General features: G+C 46.2%; 17 protein-coding genes. 12 read left to right on the top strand and 5 right to left on the bottom strand.

The genetic code is table 11. The features are described 5' to 3' along the window. Window positions 1–52: 52 nt before the first annotated feature. Complete coding sequence (locus JHD44_RS04160) at window positions 53–733, bottom strand: phosphoglycolate phosphatase (RefSeq protein WP_199461359.1); 681 nt, start codon at window positions 731–733, stop codon at window positions 53–55. Then, a complete protein-coding gene (gene rpe / locus JHD44_RS04155) occupies window positions 730–1,404 on the bottom strand; it encodes a ribulose-phosphate 3-epimerase (RefSeq protein WP_133563362.1) in 675 nt (224 codons plus the stop codon). Before rpe ends, JHD44_RS04160 begins: the two co-directional genes overlap by 4 nt. A 74-nt stretch (window positions 1,405–1,478) precedes the next feature. Here rpe and JHD44_RS04150 point away from each other — a divergent pair, with 74 nt between their 5' ends. Continuing rightward, window positions 1,479–2,465, top strand: a complete 987-nt coding sequence (locus tag JHD44_RS04150; protein WP_199461357.1) for a DUF3530 family protein — start codon at window positions 1,479–1,481, stop codon at window positions 2,463–2,465. A 63-nt stretch (window positions 2,466–2,528) separates the two neighbouring features. Here the strand turns inward: JHD44_RS04150 and djlA are convergent, their stop codons facing one another. Beyond that, window positions 2,529–3,317: a co-chaperone DjlA gene (djlA, locus tag JHD44_RS04145; protein ID WP_199461355.1), complete on the bottom strand. Its 789-nt coding sequence runs from the start codon at window positions 3,315–3,317 to the stop codon at window positions 2,529–2,531. Between the two features lie 127 nt (window positions 3,318–3,444). Between djlA and JHD44_RS04140 the strand changes: the two genes are divergently transcribed. Genes JHD44_RS04140 through JHD44_RS04105 form a run of 8 tightly spaced genes read left to right on the top strand, consistent with a single transcriptional unit; the run spans window position 3,445 to window position 11,387 of the window. Continuing rightward, the gene (locus tag JHD44_RS04140) at window positions 3,445–5,709 is read left to right on the top strand and encodes an LPS-assembly protein LptD (RefSeq protein ID WP_199461353.1); all 2,265 of its coding nucleotides are present in this window, start codon (window positions 3,445–3,447) and stop codon (window positions 5,707–5,709) included. After that, a complete protein-coding gene (locus JHD44_RS04135; RefSeq protein WP_233401721.1) occupies window positions 5,709–6,968 on the top strand; it encodes a peptidylprolyl isomerase in 1,260 nt (419 codons plus the stop codon). The genes JHD44_RS04140 and JHD44_RS04135 overlap by 1 nt, the downstream gene beginning before the upstream one ends. 15 nt (window positions 6,969–6,983) lie before the next feature. Then, entirely contained in the window at window positions 6,984–7,979 is a 996-nt protein-coding gene (gene pdxA / locus JHD44_RS04130; RefSeq protein WP_199461351.1) for a 4-hydroxythreonine-4-phosphate dehydrogenase PdxA, read from the top strand. Then, complete coding sequence (gene rsmA / locus JHD44_RS04125; RefSeq protein ID WP_199461349.1) at window positions 7,976–8,770, top strand: 16S rRNA (adenine(1518)-N(6)/adenine(1519)-N(6))-dimethyltransferase RsmA; 795 nt, start codon at window positions 7,976–7,978, stop codon at window positions 8,768–8,770. The genes pdxA and rsmA overlap by 4 nt, the downstream gene beginning before the upstream one ends. 2 nt (window positions 8,771–8,772) lie before the next feature. After that, window positions 8,773–9,150 carry a Co2+/Mg2+ efflux protein ApaG gene (gene apaG, locus JHD44_RS04120; RefSeq protein WP_199461346.1) on the top strand — a complete coding sequence of 126 codons (378 nt, stop codon included), beginning with the start codon at window positions 8,773–8,775 and terminating at the stop codon, window positions 9,148–9,150. 8 nt (window positions 9,151–9,158) lie between these two features. Continuing rightward, window positions 9,159–9,974 (top strand): symmetrical bis(5'-nucleosyl)-tetraphosphatase, encoded by an 816-nt coding sequence (locus tag JHD44_RS04115; protein WP_199461344.1) that lies wholly within the window; start codon window positions 9,159–9,161, stop codon window positions 9,972–9,974. Window positions 9,975–9,981: 7 nt separating this feature from the next. Then, the gene (gene glpE / locus JHD44_RS04110; protein WP_199461342.1) at window positions 9,982–10,302 is read left to right on the top strand and encodes a thiosulfate sulfurtransferase GlpE; all 321 of its coding nucleotides are present in this window, start codon (window positions 9,982–9,984) and stop codon (window positions 10,300–10,302) included. Beyond that, complete coding sequence (locus JHD44_RS04105; RefSeq protein WP_199461340.1) at window positions 10,302–11,387, top strand: tRNA nucleotidyltransferase; 1,086 nt, start codon at window positions 10,302–10,304, stop codon at window positions 11,385–11,387. The genes glpE and JHD44_RS04105 overlap by 1 nt, the downstream gene beginning before the upstream one ends. Here the strand turns inward: JHD44_RS04105 and folB are convergent, their stop codons facing one another. Continuing rightward, window positions 11,388–11,741 (bottom strand): dihydroneopterin aldolase, encoded by a 354-nt coding sequence (gene folB, locus JHD44_RS04100; protein ID WP_199461338.1) that lies wholly within the window; start codon window positions 11,739–11,741, stop codon window positions 11,388–11,390. It abuts the gene before it with no gap. 2 nt (window positions 11,742–11,743) lie between these two features. Continuing rightward, window positions 11,744–12,784, bottom strand: coding sequence for a tRNA (adenosine(37)-N6)-threonylcarbamoyltransferase complex transferase subunit TsaD (gene tsaD / locus JHD44_RS04095; RefSeq protein WP_199461336.1), 1,041 nt, complete (start codon window positions 12,782–12,784; stop codon window positions 11,744–11,746). A 384-nt stretch (window positions 12,785–13,168) separates the two neighbouring features. Here tsaD and rpsU point away from each other — a divergent pair, with 384 nt between their 5' ends. The 3 genes from rpsU (at window position 13,169) to dnaG (ending at window position 16,010) form a co-directional block, all read left to right on the top strand. Further along, window positions 13,169–13,384 (top strand): 30S ribosomal protein S21, encoded by a 216-nt coding sequence (gene rpsU, locus JHD44_RS04090; RefSeq protein ID WP_055463821.1) that lies wholly within the window; start codon window positions 13,169–13,171, stop codon window positions 13,382–13,384. Between the two features lie 141 nt (window positions 13,385–13,525). Next, entirely contained in the window at window positions 13,526–13,972 is a 447-nt protein-coding gene (locus tag JHD44_RS04085) for a GatB/YqeY domain-containing protein (protein WP_133563386.1), read from the top strand. 10 nt (window positions 13,973–13,982) lie between these two features. Continuing rightward, window positions 13,983–16,010 (top strand): DNA primase, encoded by a 2,028-nt coding sequence (gene dnaG / locus JHD44_RS04080; protein ID WP_199461334.1) that lies wholly within the window; start codon window positions 13,983–13,985, stop codon window positions 16,008–16,010. Window positions 16,011–16,058 lie beyond the last annotated feature (48 nt).

Here is a 16,058-nt window from a genome sequence, read left to right as displayed (position 1 = left end):
ACGACAATCACCTACCCATTTATTAGAATTATCAAATAAAGCTAGCGCTAGATCACATTAACAGTTCAGCCAGATCATCGATCAACACATCGGCTTCTAGCTCTTTGAGGTCGACACCGTGATTATAGCCATAGGTCACCAAGGCACATTTAAAGCCAGCCGCTTTGGCCGCACGATAATCCGCCAACGAATCGCCAATCATCAGACATTTCTCGGGAGCGGCTTCGATATCTTCCATACAATGCAACAGTGGCACGGGCGAGGGTTTCTTGTCTTCCAGAGAGTCGCCACCCAACATCCAACTAAAGTAGGTCGAGATACCAAAGTGATCGAGCAAAGGCTTGATAAACAAGCTCGGCTTATTGGTAATCAAGGCGACGGGGACTTTCTGATATTTAAACGCTTTTAGGATAGATTCCACATTGGCATAAAGCGTTGAGCTGCCAGCTAAGTTGTCAAAGTACTCTTTTAAAAATAACTTATAGCCTTCTTCAATACGCTCTACTGGCAGGTTAGCCCACTCCATTGCTTGTTGCACAAGCTTGGCGGAACCATAACCTACCCAGCCTCGGACTCGCTCTTCACCTGCTGGGGAAGCCCCCATAGCGACTAGACTTTTATCCATTGCTGCTGCGATATCAGGCACGCTATCCACTAACGTGCCATCTAGGTCAAAGCAGACTAACTCAGGCCAACCTTCGAATAAGCGTTTTAAGTGTTTCGGCGTTTTCATCGCTTCACACCAGCGAGCTCAGCACGCATCTGATCTATCACCGCTTTGTAGTCTGGTTTACCGAAGATCGCTGACCCTGCAACGAAAGTATCAGCACCGGCTGCTGCACACTCGGCAATATTTTTCTCGCTCACACCGCCATCGACTTCCAGACGAATATCGTAACCGCTTTCATCGATCAGGCGACGCGCTTCGCGAAGTTTATCAAGCGTACCTGGAATAAACTTCTGGCCACCAAAACCTGGGTTCACAGACATCAGTAGAATCATATCGACCTTATCCATGACATATTTCAGATCATCCAGAGGCGTCGCTGGGTTAAACACAAGGCCAGATTTACAGCCACCATCACGGATCATCTGTAATGAACGGTCGATGTGTTCGCTACCTTGTGGGTGGAAAGTAATGTAGCTAGCGCCTGCTTCAATGAAGTCACCAATCAAGCGATCAACGGGTTTCACCATTAAATGAACATCAATGTCCGCTGTCACACCATGTTTACGCAGCGCCTGACACACCATCGGCCCAATGGTTAGGTTTGGAACATAATGGTTGTCCATAACATCAAAGTGAACGATGTCCGCTCCGGCTTCCAGTACGTTGTCTACTTCTTCTCCTAAGCGCGCAAAATCAGCCGCTAAAATAGACGGTGCAATAAGAAAGTCTTTCATATTTGTCTCCGGCAGTGACAGAATGTTGTTTGCGCAATATTCTAACAAGGCCCATTGCATAAGTATTGGATTCAATGAAGAAAATAACGCTAACCACTTGTTTGCTCATACTGACGTTGCAGAACGTTTGGGCAGAAGGTGAAGAGGAAACCAGTAGCACCGCTCCCGCTGTCACGCAAAGCGATGTACCACGAGTAATGCCAACCCCCCAGCAAACGAGAATTGCTGGTTTGATTGAGCGCCTAAGTACTAACCATGCCCATGAAATAGAAACCTTAGAAGCGGATGGTGAGTCTTTCTTTGGGTTATTTCGCGAAGCGGAAACGGGAGATCCTCAAGGTTGCTTAATACTATTACACGGGGATCATGGCCATCCTGATTGGCCACAAGTGGTGTCCCCCCTTCGTGAAACATTACCACGACACAGTTGGTGCACGTTAGCCATTGAAATACCGGATATGGGTGGCCGAGCCACTCCCGTACAAGTTGTTCAAACGACAAACAATGAACCCAGTGAAACCAATGAAAACAGTGCCAATGCAGACTCATCGACATCACCTGAACTACCGAATGAAGCACAAGTGTTCGCACGAATCGATGCCGCCATCGCATTAACCCAAGAAAAAGGCTACAACCAAGTAGCTTATCTAGGCTACCGCAGTGGTGCCGCCTATGCGCTGCGCTATACTGCCGAGCGAGGCACCACTAATCAGGCACTTGTTTTAATTGAACCTAGAAGCACCGCCGCGCTGAGTGATTTCCAGTTTGCCCAAAATATTGAGCGCTTGAGACTTCCGACGCTGGACTATTATTTTGATCGAACCAATGCCGATGCACGTTTTGCACGACAACGACAAGCAGCAGCAAATAAACGAGGCAACCAAAGAGCATCCTACGTACAAATAGATGCGCTGCCTGATGCACGCTTCGATCCGACCGGTAACAAACGCCTTACGCAACGGGTGTGGGGATTTCTAAAGCAGCATACGAATCAGTCAAATCAGCGCAAAACCTTACCCGAATTCGAAAAATCTCTTTTCTATGAAAGCCCATTGGATTAAAAAAATGGGGAGCTGATTGGCTCCCCATTTTGCTTTTAGCCATGCCTACTTAGGCAAAACATATTACTTACGCGATTTTTTAATCATTTCATAAGCGGACTGAATTTCTTGCGTACGCTCTTTGGCAAGTTCGATCATTTCTTCTGGTAAACCTTGTGAGCTCAGTTTATCAGGATGGTTCTGGCTCATCAGGCGACGGTACGCTTTTTTAATCTCCGCATCGCTCATACTCTCATTAACTTCAAGAACTTCGTAAGCGGCTTTCAAAAGGTCAGGAGAAGATTTGCCGGATGCTTGTTGCTGATAGCCTTGATGAAAGTGCGTCTGACGCTTAATTTGCTCATGAATGCTGTTGTATTCTGCTTCTGACATACCTAGTTGAGCGCAAATTTGACCCAGCAATGACTTTTCTTCAAGAGATAAGTAACCGTCTGCGTAGGCAGATAAGAGTAATACCTCAACTAAAGAGCGGCGCAACATGCCTGCGCCGACTACTCTATTAAAGCGTTGTAGCGCTTCGTCAACATTGAAGCTCGATGCTTTACCTTGATTAAATAACTCTTGAGCCTGACGCTGAGCGTCTGGTGATAGACGCAGACGTTGCATCACAGCTTTAGCTAGCTCAATCTCTTCTTGAGATACTTGACCATCAGATTTTGCCAAACGCCCCATAAGTTGGAACAGTGTTTGGAAAAACACTTGCTGTTGCTCGAATAAAGACGCACCTGTTCTACGCCCACCCGCTTGGTTCCCCTTGGCTCGATCGATTAACAAACCTACGAAAAAACCGCCGACTAATCCAAAAAAGCCCGCAAACAACAAGCCAACGATTGCCCCAACCCATTTCCACATAAAGATATTTCTCCAGAATCGGTAGCCCCCTAGGGGGCGCATAGATTATTATTTGTCGCCAATATGGACCGACATGTGCCGCGCCAATGTTCGCGCCAGCACGTAATAGAGATTTAGTATACTCCGCATGCCAAAGCATTTACGCTCTTACGCGCTATTATTTCAAAGTCTTTTCATCTTGCCTATGGCTGAGGCAAATGAATGGGACTGGGTACCAAAAGAATCGCTTAGTGTTTCACAGCAAGCGACGTTAAACCAATATTGCCGAGGTGCGTACATTGACAGCTGGCAGGTTGTCGACGATGACAATACGCATCTGTTAGCGGATATGATCTATCGGGATGAGCAAGGCACCTTATATATGGAAGGTTCCGCAACCCTAAGACAGCCATTGTCAGAACTCAATGCGGACCTTATTGAAGGGGAGCAAAGCAAATATTATCAGGCCACTGGCGATGTTTCCTTAAGAGCGAAAAACCAGCTCATTCGCAGTGACAAAGCTTATATTAGTACCGAAGAAGGTAACCAAAGCGCGCGCTTCGAAAATGCTGAGTTCCTAGCTCACCAAAGCCGCGTCCGAGGCGAAGCAAGTGAAATAGCAAGAACCAAAGATGGTCTAATATTTATTAACGAAGGCTTTTATACCACTTGTGAACCCGGTGAAGACAGCTGGACACTGTACGGATCCAGTATTGAGCTGAACCCTGACAGCGGTTTTGGAACTGCGAAGCATGTGCAGATTCGCATTCATGACATCCCCGTTTTTTACTTCCCTTGGCTGCGTTTTCCACTCGATCAACGACGTCAATCTGGTTTCCTATTTCCAAGCTTTGGCCTAAGTGGAAAGAGCTTGAGTGTTTCTGCACCTTATTATCTGAATTTGGCGCCTGAATATGATGCAACACTGACTCCGAATCTAGTACTGCCGATAGGTGAATCGAGCGAAGAAGACAAAGATCAAAATGGTCAAGGTCTAGACATTGAATTACGTCATTTAAGTCAATATGGCCTTACAACATTCGAACAGTCGACGTTCTTTAACGAATACGGAGAAGAAGGCACCCTACGTAAGCTTTCAAGCCAACAGCAGCTAACTGAACAATTACAAGTTGGTTTGAATCTTGAGGACAACCCTACTGAAAACAGGGTGCCCGAAATTAACAACACGTCTATTCAAGAAAAAGATAACTATGTTCGCACAGCCAACGCACGTTATGACTTAGGGAATTTTAGTTCTAATGTACAAGTAAGACGTTACCAAACCCCTGACCCTACTGAGAATCAGCCGCTGGAATGGATGCCTCGATTGAGTGCGTCTTATCGTTATGCAGACACGCGTTTCAGTTATCGTCCAGATATAGAATTCACCGAGTTTTACGAGCCAGATCAAACAGGACAAGATGGTCAGCGGTTTGTTTTAAATCAGGACCTTAATGTCTATTACGGAAATGCTTGGAGCGGGATAACAACCGGTATATTACACCAGTACCGTAATTATTCGCTGCACGACTACGATACGTTTCAAGACAGCGACGCCGAAGTCAATCACTTATCATACTATTTAGACACCAGCATTGTGTTTGACCGCCACCTAGAGAACCAATGGCGCCAAACATTAGAGCCTCGTATCCAATATCTTAACGCCCCTTATCAGGAGCAGTCTGACATTCCGGACTTCGATGCTAATGAGATGGATATGACTTATGCTCAAGCTTTTTCTCACCAACGTTTTAGCGGCAATGACCGCATTGGTGATACAGAGCAGATCGCATTAGGACTTGAGAGTCGATTCTATGATGAAAACAACAATAACCGTTGGACACTGCAAGGTGGACAAGTATTCTATCTCGCAGATAGAAAAGTTGGGGTAGACGGGGATACTGGAAGTGTAGTGGATGATAGTGCGCGCAGTGCTGTGCTAACAGCAGCCACTTATAATGGTGATCGTTTCACGCTCGCTAACCATTTTAACTACGATTTTGATGGAAATCGTGTAGATCTTGCGCAAACAGCCCTTAAATACACCCCAGACAGTGGCATTGTGCTGAATCTTAGTTTTTCATATCTATATGATGACAATGTTGAAGATATGACTAAACAAGCTAGTTTCGGAACCATTTTACCAATTAATGACAACTGGCATTTCTTCCAACAGCAATCTTACGACTGGGTTGACCATGAACGGACAGCGGAAGTGGAAGGGTTTGGCTATGAAAATTGCTGTATAAAAACTTCCTTCAGCTATCAACGCTGGCGTGACGACGATGGTCAGTACGACGAAGGCATATTCTTACAATTTATTTTACGCAGTCTTAGCGGTGTAGGTAGAACGAACTCAGACCTCACAACCATTGCTGATGACTACTGGAACCAAGGTAAAGTCGGATATTAATGATGTATAAAAAGCTTATTTGTTCGCTGTTAGTAACGTCTGCAGCATGGACTGTGGCCCCTGTTTCAGCTGAACCTGTCAGAATAGATGGTTTAGCCGCTGTAGTAGACTCTCGCCCGATTCTTGACAGTGATGTAACAGCTCGTTTCAATGTCGTGAAAGACCGTGTCCCTGGCGGTGTTTTAACTGACAGTATTCACCGACAAATCGTAAACCAGCTTATCGAAGAAGCGTTGCAGGTAAACTACGCACGTAAGCAAGGAATCCGTGCAAGCACACAAGAAGTTGATAAGGCTATTTTATCCGTTGCCAACAAATTCAATACTGATGTCGCAGGATTAAAGCAAGTCTTGGCGAACCAAAACGTCGACTATAAACGTTACCGACAACAAATCGAGAACGAGCTTATTATCAGCAAGGCACGCCAACAGGTTGCACAATCTCGTATCTCTGTGACAGAGCAAGAAATAGACGACTTCCTCAAAAATCAACAAAGCAGTGATCAGAACCAAGCCGAATTCCATTTGCGACACATCGTCATTCGAGCGAGCGATATTAACGAAGCACGAGCTAAAATTGATGAGATCGCAGACCAGATTCAATCTGAAAATGACTTTATTAATCAAGCCATCGCACAATCTGAAGGACAATTTGCAATCCAAGGCGGGGATTTAGGCTGGCGAAAAGCCAGTGAGCTTCCACGCTTATTTACCCAAGCTATTGGCCAGCAGCAAGGCAAATTGATCGGTCCTCTTCAAAGTAATGCTGGCTTCCACCTGTTGTGGGTCATTGAAAAGCGCTCTCAAGACGTTGCTTACCAGCAAGAAACAAAAGTCAGCCATCTTCTATTACGTCCAAACGAAATTCGTGACGATGAACAAACTCGAGCATTGACTGAACAGCTATATAATCGCCTAGAACAAGGTGCTGATTTTGCTGATATTGCGAAAGAGTACAGCGAAGACCAAGGCTCCACACTACAAGGTGGAGATCTAGGTTGGGTAACACCCGGCACCATGGTGCCTGAATTCGAAGACATGATGAATAAAACTGATGTTGGTGATATTAGCGCCCCCTTCCGCTCGCAATTTGGCTGGCATATTCTTGAAGTAGATGGTCGCCGTCAAAATGACATCAGCGATAAAGTAAAACGTCGTAATGCTGAGCGTGCAATCATGGCGCAAAAGCAAGACTTTGTGTTGGACAACTGGTTATCTGAACTTCGTGCTGATGCCTTTATTGACCGAAAAGACGACTAGCAGGAGAGAAGATAGGTGAACCCACGTATTGCCATCACATCTGGCGAACCGGCTGGTATTGGACCAGACATTATTCTAAGTGCGCTGCAAGACAACTTTGCTGCGCAATTGGTCGTAGTCGGAGATCCAGAGCTCTTTCGGCAACGAGCACGACAGCTTGGTTTAGAGTTGGAGATTAAAGTTTGCAGTGACCTCGCTCAGATCACTGACCACCAAGCTGGACAAGTGCAAATTCTACCAACCTTGCTAGGTTCAAACGTGGAATGCGGCAAACTCGATGTAGCAAATGCACCTTATGTATTAGAGACGTTACGAATCACTGGTCAAGGTTGCCTAGATGGCGACTTTGATGCAGTGGTAACGCCGCCTGTACATAAAGGTGTATTGTGCGAAACTGGAGTACATTTCTCGGGGCACACCGAGTTTTTCCAAGACCTTTGTAACAGTCCACAAGTTGTTATGATGCTTGCCAGTCAAGCCATGCGCGTTGCATTAGTGACCACTCACCTGCCCCTTAAAGACATTCCAGCAGCTATCACACCTGATACTATTAGAACCGTTACACGTGCTTTGCATCGGGATTTAAAAACGCGTTTCGGCTGTGACCAGCCACGTATCTTGGTATGTGGTTTAAACCCTCATGCTGGTGAAGACGGTCACCTTGGCCGTGAAGAAATAGAGACCATCATTCCAACACTCAACGAACTGCGCAAAGAGGGAATAAACTTGATTGGTCCACTTCCTGCTGACACTTTGTTCCAGAACAAATACCTTGAACAAGCAGACTGTGTGCTGGCCATGTATCACGATCAAGGCTTACCTGTGTTAAAGTACTCAGGATTTGGCAATGCGGTGAACATAACCCTTGGCCTACCGATTATCCGAACCTCCGTTGATCACGGAACGGCTCTCGATCTTGCGGGAACCGGACAAGCAAGTGATGGTAGCTTAAAAGTTGCCATTGAAAACGCCATTACCATGGCAACCAACGCAAAAAAAGACATTAAATGAGTAAATCACATCCCCATAAAGCCCGTAAGCGCTTTGGCCAAAACTTCCTTCATGATGTCGGCATTATCCGCCGTATCGTCGCTTGCATTGCGCCCAAAGAGGGCCAGCGTGTTGTTGAAATCGGCCCCGGTAAAGGCGCCCTGACGGAAGGTATCATCAGTGCTACGAAACGCATGGATGTGGTGGAACTAGACCGCGATTTGATTCCTATTTTGCGCGTCAATTTATTCCGTTACCCAGATTTAAACGTTCATGAAGCCGATGCCATGAAATTCGACTTTTCCAGTCTGGCGCAGGATGGCAACATTCGCGTGGTGGGTAACCTGCCTTACAACATTTCAACTCCGCTGATCTTCCATTTGCTCAGTTTTGCCGAGCAAATCGATGACATGCATTTTATGTTGCAGAAAGAAGTGGTCGACCGCCTTGCGGCACGCCCAGGTGACAACCTGTACGGTCGTTTAAGTGTGATGGCGCAGTACTACTGTCGCGTAGAGTCTCTGTTTATCGTGGGACCAGAGTCTTTTGACCCACCACCAAAAGTAGATTCGGCGATCGTTCGTATGGTGCCACATAAAACATTACCTTGTGTCGCTGAAGACCTAAAGATGCTTGAAGACATGGTACGCATTGGTTTCCAACAACGTCGTAAAACGCTTCGCAACAACTACAAAGGAGTCCTCAACGACGAGGAATTTGCAGCCTTAGAGATTGATCCAAGCTTACGCCCTGAACGTTTGGATGTAGACGACTTCGTCCGTATTGCCAACCTTGTGAGCAAAAGAGGTTAATCATGCTGCCAGAGCAAGACATTATCGTCACAGTTCGTACGGAATACTTATCCGAGCAATCCGTACCGGAAGATGAGCGCTATGTATTTGCCTATCACATTACCATGACCAACTGCGGTACTGAGAGCGCTAAACTGCTATCACGCCATTGGATCATCACCAATGGTAATGAGAAGGTTCAAGAGGTAAAAGGTGCTGGCGTCATCGGTGAATACCCTCTGTTAGCACCTGGCGAGTCCTACGATTACACAAGTGGCACAGTTATTGATACGGTAGTAGGTGTGATGCATGGCAGCTACCGTTTTCAAAGTGAGGATGGCAGCGAATTTGATGCACCAATCCCACCGTTCACGTTAGCGGTACCTAATAAAGTTCACTAAGGCGAAATATGGCAACTTACGTCATCGGAGACCTGCAGGGCTGTTTTACCCCCCTCCTGAAGCTCCTTGAACAAATCCAGTATGACGATCAAAACGATACACTTTGGTTTGCAGGGGACTTAATAAACCGCGGCAAAGAGTGTCTGCAAACGTTACGCTTTGTTAGCTCTCTAGGAGAGAAAAGCAAGGTTGTGCTGGGTAACCACGATTTACATTTGTTAGCTGTTGCCCATGGTTTTGCTACGTTGAAACGTGGCGACACCTTAATGAACATCCTGCAAGCCAGCGATCGTGACGAACTGATGACGTGGCTAAGACAGCAACCTCTGGCTCACTATGACCCCGATTTTAATGTGCTGATGACCCATGCAGGGGTTCCGCCATGTTGGAACATAGAAGATGTCCTTCGCTACAGTCACGAGGTTGAGTCCGTGTTGCGCTCAGAGCAACTGGAGGAATTTCTTCAGGTCATGTATGGTAATAAACCGGACACATGGTCAGAGTCACTTAATGGTATGGATCGCTTAAGAGCCATCACCAACTATCTGACCCGTATGCGTTTTTGTCGTGCTGACAGCAAGCTAGATCTAAAATCCAAAGAAGGGCCGGAGAGCGCCCGTCAAGGGTACCAGCCCTGGTTCACCTTCCCTAACCGACTACCACAAGACACACGTGTCGTCTTCGGTCACTGGGCAGCATTAGAAGGCATAACTCAAACGCCGAACATCCATGCATTGGATACAGGCTGCGTTTGGGGTGGAGCCCTGACAGCTTTACGACTGGATGATAACCAGCGTTTCAGCACTCCTTGTAACATGAATTGAGAGAACCATGAGCACCTATTCTTGTATCGATATCAATGATGCCCTTCCCCTACTTGAAAACAATGCCATCGTCGTCGACATCCGCGATGCGGTGAGTTTTCAAACCAGCCATATGAACGCTGCCATCAACCTGAACAACGATAACGTTCAGGCATTTATTGAGGAAAGCAATAAAAGCCAAGCTGTGATTGTCTGCTGCTACCACGGCAACAGCAGCAAAGGTGCTGCAGAATTTTTAGCCAGCCAAGGCTTCGAAGAAGTCTACTCATTAAATGGCGGCTTTAGCCAATGGAGCGCCATGTTCCCTGAGCAGTGCGAGCAAGGTTAATGCTGTCAGAAGCAACGGTCTACCTCGTTGGTGGCGCAGTTCGAGACGAGTTACTTGGCTTGCCAGTAAAAGACAAGGACTGGGTCGTGACGGGCACTACCCCAGACCATATGTTGCAGCAAGGCTTCCAACAAGTTGGTAAGCAGTTTCCAGTTTTTCTACATCCTAAAACCAAAGAAGAATACGCACTAGCTCGTAAAGAACGTAAACAAGGCATTGGCTACACAGGTTTTGTTTGCGACTTTGCCCCCGACATTCGCTTGGAAGAAGACCTCGAGCGCCGAGATCTAACCATCAACGCCATTGCCAAAGCAGATGATGGTGTCTTAATTGACCCTTTTCATGGTCAACAAGACCTCGAAAAACGGGTGCTACGTCATGTATCGGATGCCTTCATTGAAGACCCACTTCGAGTGCTGCGCGTGGCACGATTTATGGCGCGCTTCGCGAGTTTTGGCTTTCACATTGCGCCAGAAACCAAGGCTCTGATGGCTGCCATCGCAAAGTCAGGTGAGTTGAACAGTTTGACGCCAGAGCGTGTTTGGCGTGAAACCGAAAATGCCCTGCAAAGTGACTATGCCCATGTATACTTTGACGTTTTGCAAGAAGTGGGTGCCTTGGAACACCTCTTCCCGAAACTGGCATACCATACGCAGCAACTGGCAAAGGAATGGGACAAGCATGCTCGCTGGAGCTTAATCACCGCAGAGACACCTGTCGCGGCGCTGACCGAGCTTAATGCCTATTTACGTGCTCCCAATCAATTCTGCTGGTTCAGCGAACAAATCCGGTTGTTTATTGAAACCTATACATTGCCATTGGATGGCATGACTTGGGAAGCTTGGTTAAGCAGTATTGCTGCGATCAAGAAACCGCAGCCATTTGAGAAGCTGATCAGCATTTTGTCCCATTTGACCGGAACGGAAGCAAAACATTGGCTAGCCCTTCGCGCCAGCATTGCGAAGGTGAATGCTCAAACTTTAATTAAGCAGGGATTTTCTGGGGCAGAATTGGGACAAGCGTTAAAACAAGCACGGATTGAAGCCCTTGAAAAGCTTAACAATCCGCTCCTGTTAAAAGTCTAGCTAGGCGCTACGGCGAATCTTCACACCAACGGCGCGGGCAGCAGGCACTGCGCCAGGTTTGCGCAATGTCATAGTGATTGAGGTAAGACCAAAGCGATCAATCAGAACCGCACACAAGCGTTCAGCTAACGTTTCAATCAACTCAAATTGGTGCTCTTTACAAAAGCCAGTGATGGCATTTGAAATCGCTTCATAATCCAATGTTTTATTAATATCGTCATTGGCTGCGGGCACACGATTGTCATGCTCCATCTCCACATCAAATACTAAATCTTGCCAGATCACTTTTTCCCAATCGTACACACCGATGACCGCCTTGGTATGCAGGCCTTCAATAAACACGATGTCTTGCATGATTAGACCTCCTCACTAATATCCGGCAAATCTGACAATGGCCAGCGAGCGCGAATCGATAAATTCAATGGGGAGCTCTGCCCTGCCAACAATCGCTGAGCTCCGGCATAAGCAATCATGGCACCGTTATCGGTACAAAATTCAGGACGAGCATAAAAAACACTTGAGTTAATTTTCGACAATTGAGTTTCCAACTGACTTTGCAATCGCTTATTCGCGCTTACACCACCAGCAATAATGAGTTGCGTCAGGCCTTCTTGTTCAAGCGCTCGACGACATTTGATCACTAAAGTATCAACGATGGCTTGCTCAAATGCCAAAGCAATATCCGCTTGGAATTGATCATTGAAACCATCACGATCCAACGCATCGTGCACAGCCGTTAGAAACGCTGTTTTCAAGCCACTAAAGCTAAAATCTAACCCCGGACGGTCTGTCATCGGACGTGGAAACTTAATCCCCGCATCAGGGTTGCCAGTCTGAGCCAGCTTCGCAATGTAAGGGCCTCCAGGATACGGCAAACCAATCATCTTCGCGGCTTTATCGAACGCTTCACCAGCTGCATCGTCTAGAGACTGTCCCAAAAGCTTGTATTGGCCAATCGAATCAACACGCACTAGTTGTGTATGACCACCTGACACCAACAAAGCAATAAACGGCATTTTTGGCTGTTTTTCTTCCAACATCGGCGCCAACAAGTGACCTTCCATATGGTGAACACCTAAAGCAGGAATGCCTAAGGAATACGCCATAGAACGGCCGATGGTCGCCCCCGCCATCAATGCTCCAACCAGGCCTGGGCCTGAGGTATAAGCCACTGCATCCAGATCCGACTTTTTCAGGTTAGCATCCGCCAACACTTCGTCGATTAAAGGTAAGGTTTTACGCACGTGGTCACGCGATGCCAATTCCGGCACCACACCGCCATATTCTGCATGTTGTGCAATTTGAGTGTAGATCTTATGTGTCAATAGACCTTTTTCGGTATCGTAAATGGCGATACCAGTCTCATCACAAGAAGTCTCTAAGCCTAAAACTTTCATGGTATTCCTACGCTGTTCGCTAATGGCGTCATTGTAACCCAAACTGCTTAGACAACGTAGAGAGTATTGATGCAGATAACTGAGCAAGTAAGGAAAGCATTAGACAAAGACAGGATGATTCCTGTACAATACGCCCCGATTTGATCGTTTAATTAAAAGGCAGGTGATTTTTTCCCGTCCCTCTCCCTACTAAGACTCTATAATTAGAGCTAGGGATCACTAAGTTTAGGGGCACCCAAAGAGAATTTTTGTACAACATTTGGGTACACACACTGTGAAAGCCGCACATTACGGCTCGTACCATTTTATTTTATGTTGAAAAATCGGTATGATTCGCGCCGTTTTGTGTATACAAACGACTAAATTTTTTATAGGTAAATAGATATGCCAGCAGTTAAAGTTAAAGATAACGAACCATTTGACATTGCACTACGTCGCTTCAAGCGTTCTTGCGAAAAAGCAGGTATCCTAGCTGAAGTTCGTCGCCGTGAGTGCTACGAAAAACCAACTACTCTACGTAAGCGTGCAGCAGCTGCAGCTGTTAAGCGTCACGCTAAGAAAGTATCTCGCGAACAGAAGAAATTCCAACGCCTATACTAAGCAATTACTCATTGCTTAATTTTAAGCAATACCGATTGCAGTAGAGTTGAAAAGCTTTACGATAAGAAATCGGCTAGTTCTATAACTAGCCGATTTTTTTTGTTTCAATAACACGATTGCCCATTCCTGAGGAAGACAACCATGTCAGAATTGAAAAAATTGATCTCCGATACTCTTAAAACATCAATGCGTGCTAAAGAAAAAGAGCGCGTTACCATCATTCGTTCTATCCAAGCTGAAATCAAACGTGTAGAAGTTGATGAACGTATCGAAGTGGAAGATGATCGCGTATTGGCAATTCTGGATAAGATGGTGAAACAGCGTAAAGACTCTTTCCAACAGTTCACTGACGGTGGTCGTGAAGACCTAGCGGAAATCGAAAAGAAAGAGATGGACGTTATTGCAGAATTCTTACCGCAGCAACTTACCGAGGAAGAAGTGACTGATATCGTCAAAGCAGCCATTGCTGAAACAGGTGCAACCAGCATGCAACAAATGGGTGCAGTGATGGCCATTGTTAAACCACAAGTTCAAGGCCGTGGCGATATGTCGGTTGTTAGCAAACAAGTAAAAGCATTACTAGGCTAATAGCAAGACTATGGCGGGACGTATTCCAGATCAATTTATTGATGAGCTACTGGCTCGTACCGATATCACTGATGTGGTTGCGTCTCGCATCACCTTAAAAAAGACCGGCCAAAACTACTCTGCTCTTTGTCCGTTTCATAACGAAAAATCTCCTTCTTTTAGTCTTAATCCTAATAAGCAGTTTTACTATTGCTTTGGTTGTGGTGCGGGCGGCAATGCCATCTCCTTTGTCATGGAACATGACCACCTAGACTTCGTTGAAGCGATTGAAGTACTGGCCAAAGACGCAGGTATGGAAGTACCACGTGAACAAGGCGTTCCAGACCGTTATGAGCAAAACAGTGAATTACTCAAGCGTTTAAGTGAGTGCGCAACTTACTTCCAAGAGCAACTCACCCAAAGCCCTCACAAGGACAAAGCACGCCACTACTTAGCCAATGATCGTGGCTTAACCGGACAAATTGCCAAAGTTTACGGCCTTGGTTTTGCACCACCTGGCTGGGACAATTTATTGAAAAAGCTGGGCACACGTGCCGAGCAACAAGAGCAGCTACTACAAGGCGGTATGCTGATCGAAAAGAAAGAGCAGGCAGGACATTACTACGATCGTTTTCGTGATCGTATTATGTTCCCTATTCGCGACACTCGCGGTCGCGTCATCGCCTTTGGTGGGCGTGCTTTTGGCGATGAAAAGCCGAAGTACTTAAACTCTCCAGAAACCCCTGTTTTCCATAAAAACCTTGAGCTCTATGGTCTTTATGAAGCCAAGCAAAATACCACAACGCTAGACCATATCATCGTTGTCGAAGGCTACATGGATGTTATCGTACTGGCACAGTACGGTATCACCAATGCGGTGGCGACTCTTGGCACTTCGGTGAACAGCCAACACTTCAAAAAGCTGTTCAAACTGGTAGATAAAGTCACACTCTGCTTTGATGGGGACAAAGCCGGTCGCGCGGCCGCCATTCGCGGATTAGAAGCGACTCTTCCAGTTATCCAGAATGGCAAACAGGTGCGTTTCTTATTTTTACCAGAAGGAGAGGATCCCGACTCACTGGTTCGTAAAGAAGGCGCCGAAGGCTTCCAGAATCTATTAGAAGATTCCTCTTCCCTAGCGCACGTGTTATTTGAACATGCACGTTCTTTAGTGACCTTGGCCGATGAAGAAGGCGAAGCACAGTTTACCCAGAATGCAATGTCACTTATTCAAAGCATTCCAGCGGAAGCAACCTTACGTTCATTACTAATAAAGCAGTTATCAGAGCAGTCTGGTCTAAGCTCAGATACATTAGCTGCAGCAGCCCCTGTTCCAAAGCAATACGACCATTCACAGTCGAATCAATACGCGCCGCAAACGCCTGACAACAATCATTACGATGATTATGGCTATAATCAAATGGACGATGGCTATGCACCGCAAGGCTACGATGATGCAGGCTACCAACCTTACCCTGATGATGGCCAAATGGTACCTGCTCAAACAACGCAGTCAAAAAAGCCAGGCTTTAACAATAAAGGCTTTAAGGGCAAGAAGGGGCAAGGCCAATGGAAAGGAAAGGGTAAGTGGCAAGACCAAGAGACCTTCGCCCCCCTCTCTATGCAACCTAAATTAGAACGGATTGCTCATGCCACGTTATGTATACTGATGCATCCAGCCATTGCTCAAGAAGTGGATGTTCCTGATCCACTGTTGTCAGGTGACACGCCGGATCGTCAAGCCTTTAGTCGTGTTTGGCGTTATTTCTCTAAACACCCTAGCCACAATACTGGACACTTCCTTGTTCAAGAGAAAAATCAGGCTTTACTTGAAACTGTCTATGCTCTATTGAATCACCCTGATGCCACGACGAAGCAAAAAATCACCAACGCCAAACAAGAGGTTGAGGATTGGATTACACTTCAATCTGAGGCCTTAGGATTAAATTCTAGCATCCAACGGTTGAAAAGCCGTGGTAATGACGCCATAAAGAATCCTGAAACACAGCAAGAACTCCGCGCTCTAATGGATCAGTTGCGCAAGAAGAAGTCAAAATAATTGACTAATTATTGCCCAATAGCCAACAGAATATCTGGATAAAAACGA

Origin of the sequence: Marinomonas ostreistagni, assembly GCF_016461785.1 — a bacterium.
GTDB classification, from domain to species: domain Bacteria; phylum Pseudomonadota; class Gammaproteobacteria; order Pseudomonadales; family Marinomonadaceae; genus Marinomonas; species Marinomonas ostreistagni_A.
This window is presented reverse-complemented; position numbering and strand designations above follow the sequence as displayed.